This window comes from Acinetobacter sp. ANC_7634, from assembly GCF_056779875.1.
Window position 1 is genome coordinate 23,047 of record NZ_JBWYIT010000015.1, and the last position, 13,116, is coordinate 36,162.

A 13,116-nucleotide genomic window follows, 5' to 3' on the forward strand; every position below is an offset into this window, starting at 1 on the left:
GATTCTTTTCCATGTGATTTGCTTGCATAATCTATTCTTTGAACTCAATGTGCTAAAGTATAAAGAGCACCATTTAAAAGATAAATGAACCACTCAGATTATTCGTCTGATTTAATGAAAGAGATTGAATATGTGGACAACAAATAACATCCTTGCTGCGTTCTATATTATTTTCTCGCTCTTCGCTATTTGGGGAGTCACGCAAGCATGGATGAGCCAATCTCGAACTGAAACCATACATCCATTTAAAGCCTTTGTTCATCTCTTGGCATTTTATCTTTCTTATTTACTTGTTCCGTTGTGGTTTTTTAGTATTTTTGCTACTTGGCAAGGTATATTTTCATTGCATGAAGGTGTGTTTATTTTCTTGTTGAGCAGTGTATTGATTTATGCACGTTTCATTGAGCCACATCGTGTAGTAGTGAATAACCTGAGTTACAAGTTAAGTTCGGCGCAACCCTTTAAACATCCGATTAAAGTGGCATTAATTGCAGACTTACATATTGGATTGTTTTCTGGGCATGAAAGACAACTGAAAATTATCGTGAATAAGATTAATCAAGCTCAACCAGATTTAGTGGTTGTGGCAGGTGATTGGACCTATGAACCAGAAAATAAGCTGGCAGAAGAGCTCCGAGTATTAAGAGAAATTCAAGCGCCTGTCTATTCTGTGAATGGTAATCATGATGAGCAATATCCAGGTCCACCGATTCAGGCATTATTAAAAGATGCGCTAGCTTCAAATCAGGTGATGGATATTGAAGGTAAGATTGTTGAGTTTGATGAGTTTAGATTGATTGGTGTGGGGGATTTGTGGGCAGGTAAGGCTGACATGCGGGATATGCCTGATTTACCACAAGATAAGCCGTGGTTAATTCTGTCACATAATCCGGATACGGTGGATATGGTGCCAAAATTGCCAACTCATCCGTTGATGTTGTCAGGGCATACTCATGGGGGACAAGTGGAGCTTCCGTGGTTGACAGATTACATCATGAAAAAAGTGTCTATCTTGGGTCATAAACGTGGTTTATATAAGCATGAACATGCCAATGTTTATGTGTCCGTAGGTACTGGCATGGTAGGTGTCCCATTCAGATTCAGAGTACCACCGATGATTGATATCATTGAGCTCAGCTAATAAAAAAACCGGCTTAAGCCGGTTTTTTTATTAGCTGAAAGCATCAAATTTGATTATTCACATCATCATGTTTCGTTTCGCGAATCATGAGGAAAGCAATCAGCGAAAGGATTGATGCAGCCGTCAAATAATAGCCTACTGCAGACAAACCATATTCAGTTGCCAATTTCGTTGCAATCAAAGGTGCGAAAGATGCACCAAAAATACCAGCAAGGTTAAATGTTAACGCCGAACCAGTATAACGCACCGATGTCGGGAAGATTTCTGAAAGTACTGTACCGATTGGACCATAGGTTAAGCCCATAATCGCAAGACCAATACATAAGAATAAGAACACAATCAGTGTGCTTCCTGACTCCAACATGTCCGCAAAGAAAATACCAAAAATAGCAGAAATTACACACACCGCGATCGAAGTGGTTTTACGACCGAACTTTTCCGCAAAAATTGCAGAAAGGGGAATAAATGCTGCAAAACAAAGCGTTGCAACCAACTGAAGTTGTAGGAACTCTTCACGAGAGTAACCTAATTGTTTTGTACCCCATTGCAAAGCAAATACAGTGGTTAAGTAAAAAACTACGAAAGTACAAATGGCTGCAATCGTTCCGAGTACAAGCATTTTTGAATGCTTTTTAAAAACTTGTACAAAAGGAACATTCACTTCTTTTTGTTTATCAAGCACGTTTTGGAATGCTGGCGTTTCATGCAACTTTAAGCGAATCCACAAGCCTACAATCACCAATAAGGCACTTGAAATAAATGGAATACGCCATCCCCATGACATGAATGCTTCTTCACTCATGAATGCCCCAAGCGTAAGGAAAGAGCCTGTGGCAAGGATGAAGCCGATAGGTGCACCAAGTTGAGGGAACATACCGTACCAAGCACGTTTGCCTTCTGGCGCATTTTCAGTTGCGAGTAGAACTGCACCTGACCATTCGCCACCTAAACCTAAGCCCTGACCTAATCGGCACAAAGCTAAAAGTAAGGGTGCCACAATGCCAATTTGCGCATAGGTTGGAAGTAAACCAATCGCAACGGTAGAAAGCCCCATGGTTAGCAAGGCTGCCACTAAGGTTGCTTTACGACCGATTCGATCTCCCAAATGACCGAATAGTGCGGCGCCGATAGGACGTGCGATGAATGCGATTGCAAAAGTTGCTAATGATTGAATCGTTGCTGTCATAGGATCTGTGCTTGTTGGAAAGAACAAGTAGGGGAAAATTATGACCGCAGCTGTTGCGTAAATATAAAAATCGAAGAACTCGATGGTTGTACCAACGAGGCTTGCAGTTAATACCCGAGTTTTAGAGTTTGCGGGCTGAGCTTGTTGTGATGCTGTATTAGACGCCATGAGAGACCTTACACTTACTAAAAATAAAAAACTTAGATTTAATAGCGTAATCTTTTTAAAAAAGGCGTAATTTCTTAAAAAAATACGAAATACCAGCTTGCTCTACGGTGTTAGGGTTGCTAGACGATGTAGTTAAAGTGGTTATAGCACGTAAAGATAAATAGACAGGAAATGTGATCCTGCACCTATCAATACAAAAATATGCCAGATAGCGTGAGTGTATCTTACCTTTTTTAAGGCATAAAACAATGCGCCTATGGTGTAAGCAAGACCACCAACAATAAGGAAGGTTAAACTTTGATCAGATAAATATGTGCGCATATCATCGATCACAAGTAATGCTAACCATCCCATTGCGAGATAGGCAAAAAGCGATATTTTTTGAAAATGGTGAATAAATACCAATTTAAATAAAGTGCCAATCGCCGCAATTACCCAAAGTGCAATTAATAAATAGTGAGCTTTTTGCGTTGGTAAAGCTATAGATAGAAAAGGCGTGTATGTTCCTGCGATGAGATAATAAATAGCCGTGTGGTCCAATTTTTTAAACCAACCCCGACGCTCAGGTGTTTCCGCAAAATGATAAAGACTAGACGCCGTAAAGAGTAGAACTAAACTAAGTCCATAGACCCAAAGCCCGATCCATTGTGCCATAGGATAAGCAGCACCTTTTATAATCAATAAAATGGCACCGATGACGGCCAAGACAGCACCAATGGCATGACTGATGAAATTAATTTTTTCTTCTAATGGATCATACGAAGCAGGAGATGCTTTCATTGTTCACTTACACATTTAATTATACATCTGTATCGTAATTGAATTTTGCTTTTCGCGTAAGACGCATTAAAATTTAATAGCATTTCTTTTTTTGGCACTGTTTATGACCGTTTCGGCATCCTCCACACCGCAAGAGCAACAATTTCTTGAAGCATTTCATCAAGCATTAGCTTCTCAGCGTTTTGATCGTATGATTCTGAGTCAGTATCAGGGCGAGATAGAAGCTTTAGAGAAGATGACTTTACGCATGATTCGATTACAAGATGAATGGATGCTGAATGTTCTGTATCGCTTTAAAACTCAAGATGTGACCAAAAATTTTCCAATTGATGAAGCTGATCCGTTGGTGAGTAAATTGGTCAGTGAATGCAAACAAGCCAATCTTTTTACATTGGACAGCGAGTTACAGCTCAAGAAAAATAAGAAAAAAGCGATCTTAACTCAAAGTAAAAAGGCTTCAGTCTCCAAGATCATTGAAAAATCACACGACCGTCAAAAACACCGTTTTGTTGAGCAAGAAAGTTATTTTCTTCAACCGTTGGGTATTACGGATCAAAAAGAACAAATTATTCCAAGCATGGCGCGTAAGTGGAAACAGATTAATAAATTTGTTGAGATTTGCTCAGGCGCATTAAACCAAATTCAAGTTGATCAGCAGCTCAACGTTGTCGATTTTGGCTCAGGTAAAGGTTATCTCACCTTTGCACTGTATGACTACTTACAAAAAAATGATTATAATCCTTATGTTACAGGTGTGGAACTGAACGAGAAAATGGTTCATTTCTGTGAAGATGTTGCCCGTAAATCAGATTTTAAGCATTTAGATTTTTTCCAAGGAGATGTACGAACTTACTCGCCTGAAAAACTCGATGTCATGATTGCGTTGCATGCCTGTGATGTAGCAACTGATTTTGCGATTCATACAGGTATTCGATTGAATGCGCAAATGATTATGTGCGCGCCGTGCTGCCACAAAGAGTTAAGACCTCAAATGCAAAGTCCCTCTGTACTAAAGCCAATGTTGCAGTTTGGTATTCATGAGGGGCAACAAGCTGAAATGCTGACAGATACAATTCGAGCGCTATTGTTAAAAGCCTATGGTTACGAGACAAAAGTTTTTGAATTTGTGGCTTTGGAGCATACCAGTAAAAATAAAATGATTTTAGCCACCAAGCGCAAAGACTTTAACGCACCAGATCAGCAAGTGTTAGATCAAATAATTGCATTAAAAAATATGTATGGTATTCAAAAGCACTCATTAGAGTTGCTTCTAAAAGGAGAGTGGGAGCAACAAAATATTGGTGAAAAGTGCTAACACACCTTTGGGAATTAACACATGAGTAATGTCTTCGATGTTCAAGTAGGTTCATGGTCGCAATTAAAGTGCTACGCGATGCAGATACGAGAGCAAGTATTTATTCTGGAACAACAAATTTCACCTGAAGACGAATGGGATATGGAAGATGAGACATCGATTCATTTCGTTGTTTTCCATGAAGGTGAGGCAATCGCCACGGCTCGACTACTTCAAAATCATAGTATTGGAAGGGTAGCAGTCATAAAGGCTTATCGAGGAAAAGGTTTTGGGGTTGAGCTCATGAAATTTATAATTGAGTTTGCTCAAAGGGAAAAGCGACCAACCTTGAATCTTTCTGCTCAAGTTCATGCATTACCATTTTATGAACGTTTAGGGTTTGAGCCCCAAGGTAAGGAATACTTAGATTGTGGTATTCCTCATGTTTATATGACGATGCAACTTGAATAAAAAAACGGAGCCAATGCTCCGTTTTTTCATCACAAATATCAATGACTATGTGAACCTGATTGATCATCATGTGTATGACTGTGTTCGCCCATTGCTGCGTGTTCTTCTTCAGTCATATTGTGTTCAGTTGCACTAGCTTGAGCAGCTTTGTTGGCTTCGATTTTTGCTGCTGCTTCTTCAGACATCACAGGTGATGCTTTGAATGCATGATGTTCACTGGTTTCTGTTCGTTGTTTACTTGGCATATAGTCAGGTTCATTTTCAATGGCTACATAGAAAATCACCATAAATATAATACTTAAAATGATCGCGATAATTAGCGCTTTCCAACCCCAAGGAGATTTTTCTGGTGAAGAATGATCAGTCATAATGCTATACCAAGTTGGGTAAAATGAATCTGAGAATATGTTACTTTATAACACATATTTATCGACAAGACCGAAAAAAACCTCTCCGAAGAGAGGTTTTTAGTTTATATCAATCAGATCGACTGACCAGACTGAACTTTGTCCTTGAGGAGTTGAGGTGCTTTAAAACGCTCACCATACTTCGCTTCAAGCTGATTCGCGCGCTCAAGCGCTTGTGCGAGTCCATATTGATTGAGGAACTGTAAAGCGCCGCCAGTCCAAGGGGCAAATCCTATGCCGAAAATAGAACCGATATTTCCATCAATGACAGACTCTAAAACGCCTTCTTCCAAACAGCGCAGCGTATCCAAGGATTGAACAAATAGGAAGCGATCAATCATTTCTTGTTCAGAAATATCTGTTTCTTTCGTCCAATGGTTTAAACCATCCCAAAGGTATTTTTTACCACTTTCTGGATATTCATAAAAACCAGCACCAACAGCTTTGCCTTTACGCCCAAACTCATGGATCATTTGCTTTAAAACATCTTCAGCAGGGGAGTGTGGTAAATCTTTGCCTTCAGCCTGAAGCGCTTTACGCGTTTCGTTGGTCACATGCTCAGACAAGGTTAATGCGACTTCATCTTGGATTGCTAATGGACCGACTGGCATACCTGCTTTTAAAGCAGCCATTTCAATTTTGGCTGGATGTACTCCCTCAGCCAGTAAACGCAAACCTTCGTTGACAAAAGTACCAAATACGCGGCTGGTGAAGAAACCACGACTATCATTAACAACGATAGGTGTTTTTCCAATTTGTTGAACATAATCATAGGCTTTAGCTAGTGTCTCAGCTGAAGTCTCTTTACCTTTAATAATTTCAACCAACTGCATTTTATCGACAGGGCTAAAGAAATGCAGTCCAATAAAGTTTTTCGCATCTTTACTTGCTGTTGCAAGACCTGTGATCGGTAAGGTTGACGTATTAGAAGCCATCACACCGCCGTCAACCAAATATTGCTCAGCTTCTTGAGTTACTTTGGCTTTGAGTTCTTGATTTTCGAATACAGCTTCAATGATTAAATCACAGCCTTGTAAATCGGATGCATTCGCTGTAGGGGTAATGAGAGATAAAATTTGTTCGCGCTTTTCAGCAGTCATTCGACCTTGTGAAACACGTTTATCTAACAGTTTTTGACTATATGCCTTACCTTTTTCCGCATTTTCAATCGATACATCTTTAAGGACGACTTGAATTCCCTTAATCGCTGTCGAGTAGGCAATGCCAGCCCCCATCATTCCAGCGCCTAAAACACCTACTTTGGTCGCTTGCCATTTTGCAGGCTCTTTAGGGCGGCTTTCACCTGATTTGATTGCATTCAGTCCATGCCAGAAAGTACCAATCATGTTTTTCGCAACTTGACCAGTTGCCAGATACGTAAAATAGCGAGACTCAATAGTTAACGCAGTATCAACATCTACCTGAGCACCTTCAACGGCAGCAGCCATAATGGCTTCAGGGGCTGGATAGCAACCTTTTGTTTTGTCACGCAACATTGCTGGTGCAATCGCAAGGACTTGAGCCACTTGAGGTGATGATGGCGTACCACCTGGAATTTTGTATCCTTTAACATCGAATGGTTGTTGAGATTTTGGATTTGCTTTAACCCAAGCAATCGCTTTATCTATGAGCTCTTGTTCAGAATCAGCCGTATCTTGAATTAAGCCTAAAGATTTTGCTTTTTCTACACCAAATTGTTTACCTTCCATCAGGAAAGGAAAAGCATTCTGCAAGCCGAGCAGTCGTACCATACGCACGATACCACCGCCACCTGGTAACAATCCTAAGGTAACCTCAGGTAGACCAAATTTCGCTTTAGGATCATTTAATGCAATACGAGCATGACAGCCTAGTGCGATTTCCCAACCACCACCGAGAGCTGTTCCATTTAATGCAGCAACAACTGGTACACCCAAGGTTTCAATATAGCGGAATTCCGCTTTCATTTTTTGGATCATGCCAAAGAATTCAGTGGCGTGTTCTGGTTGAGCTTGAATCAACTCATCCAAATCACCGCCTGCAAAAAAGGTTTTCTTTGCAGATTTAAAAATGATACCTGTAATGCCAGATTCGGCTTTCAGTTTTGCTACAGTCTCTTCCAAAGCAACTCGGAAATCTGCATTCATGGTATTGGCAGACTGATTAGGTGAGTCTAAGGTGAGAATAACAATGCCATCAGCATTTTTTTCAAATTGAATTGCACTCATTATTCTTCTCCTTATACCAATTCAATGATCGTTGCGATACCCATACCACCACCTACACACAGTGTAGCCAAGCCACGTTTTTTACCTTGACGCTCAAGTTCATCGAGCAACGTACCTAAAATCATGGCACCTGTCGCACCGAGTGGATGACCCATTGCAATTGCACCACCATTTACATTGACTTTTGCAGGATCGACATTGAGTTCATTAATAAAGCGCATTACTACAGCCGCAAACGCCTCGTTCACTTCAAATAAATCGATATCATCAATGGTTAAGCCAGCTTTTTCCAAAGCTTTGCGTGCCGCAGGTGCTGGACCAGTTAACATGATTGTTGGATCAGTTCCGACAAGCGCAGTTGCTAATACTTTGGCACGTGGTTTTAAGCCTTGTTCTTGAACCGCTTTTTCAGATGCAAGTAGAACAACAGCAGCGCCGTCTACAATGCCTGAAGAGTTTCCTGCATGGTGAACGTGATTAATCTTCTGAGCTTCTGGATATTTTTGTAATGCGACTGCATCAAATCCCATACCACCCATCATTTCAAAGCTTGGATTTAATTTGGCTAAGCCTTCAACGGTAGTCGTTGGTTTGATGAACTCGTCTTTATCTAAAACGACAACGCCAGCTTTATCTTTTACTGGTACAACTGATTTATTGAAGTAACCATTCGCTTGAGCCGCTGCTGCTTTCTTTTGGGAATCTGCAGCAAAAGCGTCTACATCAGCACGAGAGTATCCATCTAAAGTTGCGATTAAATCAGCACCAATCCCTTGTGGAACAAAGGTAGATTTCAGGTTTGTTTCTGGATCGAGTGCCCATGGCCCGCCATCGGAGCCCATTGGAATACGCGACATTGACTCTACACCACCTGCAACGACAACATCTTCCCAGCCTGAACGAACTTTCTGTGCAGCAAGATTGACAGCTTCTAGTCCTGAAGCACAAAAACGGTTGATTTGAACGCCTGCTACATCATCATTCCAGCCTGCAGCAATTGCAGCAGTTTTAGCGATATCACCGCCTTGATCACCAATTGGAGTTACACAACCCAGCACGATGTCATCGACTTTAGAAGTATCGAGTTGATGGCGAGTTTGAAGTTCATTTAACAGCGTTGTGAGTAATGTGATTGGTTTTACTTCATGTAAAGAACCATCTTTTTTTCCTTTTCCGCGTGGTGTGCGAATGGCATCAATGATGTAAGCCTCGCTCATAATAGTTCCTTTTTTATAGGTTGAAATTGTTATGGTGTTTTGAGTGTAGATGATCTATGTGATTGTGCAATGACGAGAACGGATGAGTCGTTTGATATTTTTGGTCACTGAAAAATTAAGTGTTTTAAATTGTGAAATGAAAGTTTTTGACGAATTAAAAAAAATTTGTATTGCGAATGCTTTGATTATAATTTTGCTATATCAAATCTTTGGCGCTTGATATGGCAAGCTTTACACCATAAGAACCTTCATCATCTTTATCAACATACCAACCACCGTTAATTACAGCGGGCACTTTTTTATTGATAATCTGCCCTTTCAGCTTTTCAGCTTCTAATTTACTTAAATAGACAACTGTTAGTCCGTTGATTTCAACTTTGATTGCATTTGGATCGTATTGGTTAAATGGTTCTGACAGAACATGAGCAGTACATTCATGAAATTTAGATACAGCTTTTTTTTGACCAGCTATTTTAAGTAAATTTTTTTGATATGCATTTTCTCCGACAATATTATAAGTGTACTGTATATCAGCTTGAGGTCGAGAGCTGTGCGATTTTACACTGTAAAAATAAATTGCTATTCCAATCAAAATTGAGATTAAGATTGCAGTAAGTGTCATCTTATTATTCCTTTAAATATTACGAATATTTTAATTTCAACTTGAATATTTTTGTTAAATAAGCACTTAAATCCATATGTAAAAAAAAGCCTGAACAATGTCAGACTTTTTTATGTTTGAATAAATTAATGATAACCATGTAATTGACGATACAGTCCTGGTGTTACCCCTGTCCACTTTTTAAATGCTCGGTGGAAGGTACTGGTTTCACTAAAGCCGACTTGTTGTGCCACATCTTCTAAAGTTAAAGATGGGTTTAACAGTAAGTGAATTGCAGCGTCTCGACGTAAGGCATCTTTTACACCTTGATAGCTCTTACCTTCAGCAGCTAAGCGACGGCGAAGCGTCTGTGGTGATAAATAAAGCATGGCTGCAACATCATTTAATGTTGGCATTTCTTCACCAATTTGGCTCTTCAATACTTCACGAATACGTGATGTGAGCGAATTGGTATTTTTGAATTTCACCAACAGTTTCGCTGGAGCACCTTTTAGAAACTCTTCCAAGGTGTTTTCATCTTGGCGAATTGGAAGATCTAAGTAGTCTGCAGCAAATGTGATTTCAGTACGAGCTGAATCAAATTGGATTACTGGCGCAAAAAATAACGCATCATATTCATCTGCATGTTGTGGGCGTGGATATGAAAAATGTACACGCTCTAACGGGATACGACGCTCAATGAGCCACGATGCCAAACCATGCCAGATCATGAGCATACTTTCAGTAATGAAATGGTCAGGATCCATTGTTTTTGGAATGAGTGGAACTAAGCGTGCTTCATGCTTATCGCGCTCTAAAGTCACAGACCACTCATCACCAAATAACTTGTAGAACTGTGATGATAACTCAAGCGCATCACCTAAAGTTTTGGCATGTATGATCAATTGACACATGATCGCAAAGGTCCCTAAGCGACGTGGCTGGATATCAAAACCAACGTGTTCATCTTGGGTGACCATCCACAGCATTTTAACAAAGCGTGTGTACTGCTCAGGAGAAATACGTGCTTTAGGTTGGCGGAGTAGTTCAGCTTCAATGCCGACATGTGAAAGTAAAGTGTCAACATCCATCCCTAGACGTTTTACCCCAGTCAGGGCTGCATTCACAAAATGGATACTTATCGTATCGCGACTCATGTTAAATCCTTCAGTCTCTTTGATGTTCACTGCTACTTGACCTAAATGACACAAAAAATAATTTAATTGGCAATTATCACTAGAGTAATTGCTCTTTTACATCATAAATTGCCGAAATGATCAAGGTAAATGGCTGAACATGACATTGTTAATCTTGTTTTATATTTCTATTATGGGTGAAAAATCAACATATTCTTGGTGAAAATAACAATGACAGCTGCATTAAAGGGATTGAAAGTTTTAGATTTTTCCACATTATTACCCGGACCCTTTGCGACCTTGTACTTAGCAGATCTAGGGGCAGAGGTGGTCCATATAGAGTCACCAAATCGACCAGACCTTGTCAGAATGTTGCCACCTTATGCAAATGGTCAAGCCACGGCGCACAGTTATTTGAATCGTAACAAGCAGTCGATTGCCCTAGATTTAAAAGATAGTCAGAGTATTGAACTCATTAAATCAAAAATTTCAGAATACGATATCGTCATTGAGCAGTTCCGTCCTGAAGTGATGCGACGTTTAGGACTCGACTATCAAACTTTATCTGAAATAAACCCACGTCTGATTTATTGTTCAATAACAGGATATGGGCAAACAGGTTCTTATAAAGATAAAGCGGGACATGACATTAATTATGTTTCACTTTCAGGGATTGCTGGACATTCAGGTCGACAGGAAAATGGACCACCACCAATGGGGATTCAAATTGCAGATGTCGCAGGCGGTTCTTTACACGCAGTGATCGGCATTTTAACAGCCGTGATCGAAAGGCAACGAAGTGGTTTAGGTCAATATATTGATATCTCTATGACGGATTGTGCGGTGACTTTAAACAATATGGCCGCGGCAGCTGTACTTGCAGGTGGGCAGAATCAGTACCCTGAAAATGAACATCTGAACGGGGGAACATTTTATGACTATTATCAAACGCAAGACGGGCGCTATATCTCAATTGGAAGTTTAGAACCTCAATTTATGACAGGTCTGGCAACTGTATTAGAACTGCCTATCTTATTGGAAAAAGGAACTTCATTTGATGTTGAAGATCGAAAAGCAGTCAAGACTGCCATCGCTGATAAAATCAAGGAAAAAAGTTTTGATGTATGGCGTAAAACATTTTCTGAATTAGACGTATGTGTAGAACCTGTGTTAAATCTAGACGAAGCTCTGACGTCAGATTTGGCTCAACAACGTGCTTGGACAGTAGATGTACCTCTAAGGAAAGATGCAAATGAGGTAGAAAAACAGTTGGCTTGCCCAATTAAATTTTCAAGATCCAAGGCACAGTATCATTATATCGGCCAAACCCTGGGTGAAGGGAACTGGTAGTCAAAGTATTGAATATATGAAAAAAAAGAACCGATCTGTATCGGTTCTTTAATCTATGTTTTCATACAGTAAATGAAATACTTTAGACTAAAGTCTATAATTGTCATGGAATGAAATTAGGCTGAGTCCCAATGGATTTAATTCAAGTAAATGGTCAACCGCGCTATGGGCGTTTTACAGAATTGCCAAGTGCAATTTCTGTCTCAAAATATATTTATAAAACGCCATATGGCAAAGTGCTCAAAGGATGGAGAAAAAAACTTAAATATAAGAAATTTAAGTTTTGTAGTATCCAACATGAGCATTACAGCATTGGGATGGCTATCGTCGATATCGCTTGGGCGGGACATGGTTTCATCTATATTTATGACCATAACACCGGACAAGTCGTCGAGTGGAATGCGATTAATGTATTGGCACACAGTACGGTTCTAGATGAACAGCCACTATTTAATCATAGCCATTTTCAACATGGAAAAATCCAACTCGATATCCAACATGCCAATGGTGTTCGTTATATCAAAGTGATCAAACATGGTGAAGAAAAACTGTCTGCACGAATCTTTTGTGCTGGAACAGATCCTTTGTCGATGTGCAGTCCTACTGGTATAAATGGTTGGACCTATACTCAGAAACTAACTACATTGGCCGTTGAAGGGTATTTCATTAATAAACAAAAAGAAAAAATTGAATTTAACTCACGAACTTTTGCTTCGCTTGATGATACTTGCGGTTTTCTAAGACCTGAAACGGCTTGGTTTTGGCTATCTTCTAATTTTTGGGATGCGCAAGGAAACCGTGTGGGTTTGAATCTTGCCTCTGGCGTGAATGAAAGCTTTGGCAATGAAAACTGTTTGTGGATTAATGGACGCCTTTATGCGTTGACGGATGTTCTTTTTGAAATGCAAAATGATCAGATGTGGATCATACGATCTATGGATGACAAATTACAATTGACCATTGAAACAGGCTGGCGCCGTTATGAAAATCTTAATCTTAGAATGGTAGGCAGCCAGTTCAGTCAGTGGCAATCTAAAATTACGGGTTTTATTATTTCAGATGATGGTCAGCATATTGAGCTTAATCAAGAGTATGGACTATTAGAGCAACATTACGCTAAATGGTAACGGCGTCATAACAACAAAAAAGTCCGATTGA

General features: G+C 39.8%; 12 protein-coding genes. 5 read left to right on the plus strand and 7 right to left on the minus strand.

The window, feature by feature from the left end:
- Positions 1-130 precede the first annotated feature (130 nt).
- The gene (locus AC1M9A_RS13325) at positions 131-1,141 is read left to right on the plus strand and encodes a metallophosphoesterase (protein WP_035270000.1); all 1,011 of its coding nucleotides are present in this window, start codon (positions 131-133) and stop codon (positions 1,139-1,141) included.
- A 43-nt stretch (positions 1,142-1,184) separates the two neighbouring features.
- Here AC1M9A_RS13325 and AC1M9A_RS13330 read toward each other — a convergent pair whose 3' ends face one another.
- Positions 1,185-2,495, minus strand: coding sequence for an MFS transporter (locus tag AC1M9A_RS13330; RefSeq protein WP_035267948.1), 1,311 nt, complete (start codon positions 2,493-2,495; stop codon positions 1,185-1,187).
- A 141-nt stretch (positions 2,496-2,636) separates the two neighbouring features.
- Positions 2,637-3,275, minus strand: a complete 639-nt coding sequence (trhA, locus tag AC1M9A_RS13335) for a PAQR family membrane homeostasis protein TrhA (protein ID WP_092768508.1) — start codon at positions 3,273-3,275, stop codon at positions 2,637-2,639.
- Between the two features lie 103 nt (positions 3,276-3,378).
- On the opposite strand from trhA, the gene AC1M9A_RS13340 reads away from it, so the two are divergent.
- Together AC1M9A_RS13340 and AC1M9A_RS13345 are read left to right on the plus strand one after the other, a co-directional pair.
- Positions 3,379-4,590, plus strand: coding sequence for a class I SAM-dependent methyltransferase (locus AC1M9A_RS13340; RefSeq protein WP_481598022.1), 1,212 nt, complete (start codon positions 3,379-3,381; stop codon positions 4,588-4,590).
- Positions 4,591-4,611: 21 nt separating this feature from the next.
- Positions 4,612-5,040, plus strand: a complete 429-nt coding sequence (locus AC1M9A_RS13345; RefSeq protein ID WP_481610396.1) for a GNAT family N-acetyltransferase — start codon at positions 4,612-4,614, stop codon at positions 5,038-5,040.
- A 38-nt stretch (positions 5,041-5,078) separates the two neighbouring features.
- Here AC1M9A_RS13345 and AC1M9A_RS13350 read toward each other — a convergent pair whose 3' ends face one another.
- From AC1M9A_RS13350 to AC1M9A_RS13370, 5 genes are all read right to left on the minus strand, one after another.
- Complete coding sequence (locus AC1M9A_RS13350; protein ID WP_035267942.1) at positions 5,079-5,408, minus strand: hypothetical protein; 330 nt, start codon at positions 5,406-5,408, stop codon at positions 5,079-5,081.
- Between the two features lie 113 nt (positions 5,409-5,521).
- Positions 5,522-7,654: a 3-hydroxyacyl-CoA dehydrogenase NAD-binding domain-containing protein gene (locus tag AC1M9A_RS13355; protein ID WP_481610397.1), complete on the minus strand. Its 2,133-nt coding sequence runs from the start codon at positions 7,652-7,654 to the stop codon at positions 5,522-5,524.
- 11 nt (positions 7,655-7,665) lie between these two features.
- Positions 7,666-8,871 (minus strand): acetyl-CoA C-acetyltransferase, encoded by a 1,206-nt coding sequence (locus AC1M9A_RS13360; protein ID WP_035267939.1) that lies wholly within the window; start codon positions 8,869-8,871, stop codon positions 7,666-7,668.
- Between the two features lie 196 nt (positions 8,872-9,067).
- Positions 9,068-9,493, minus strand: a complete 426-nt coding sequence (locus tag AC1M9A_RS13365; RefSeq protein WP_481610398.1) for a hypothetical protein — start codon at positions 9,491-9,493, stop codon at positions 9,068-9,070.
- A gap of 125 nt (positions 9,494-9,618) precedes the next feature.
- On the minus strand, positions 9,619-10,629 hold the full coding sequence (locus tag AC1M9A_RS13370; protein ID WP_092768523.1) for an AraC family transcriptional regulator: 1,011 nt from the start codon (positions 10,627-10,629) through the stop codon (positions 9,619-9,621).
- Between the two features lie 210 nt (positions 10,630-10,839).
- Between AC1M9A_RS13370 and AC1M9A_RS13375 the strand changes: the two genes are divergently transcribed.
- Together AC1M9A_RS13375 and AC1M9A_RS13380 are read left to right on the plus strand one after the other, a co-directional pair.
- A complete protein-coding gene (locus tag AC1M9A_RS13375; protein WP_481598018.1) occupies positions 10,840-11,958 on the plus strand; it encodes a CaiB/BaiF CoA transferase family protein in 1,119 nt (372 codons plus the stop codon).
- A 131-nt stretch (positions 11,959-12,089) separates the two neighbouring features.
- A complete protein-coding gene (locus AC1M9A_RS13380; protein WP_481610399.1) occupies positions 12,090-13,085 on the plus strand; it encodes a DUF2804 domain-containing protein in 996 nt (331 codons plus the stop codon).
- Positions 13,086-13,116: the final 31 nt, after the last annotated feature.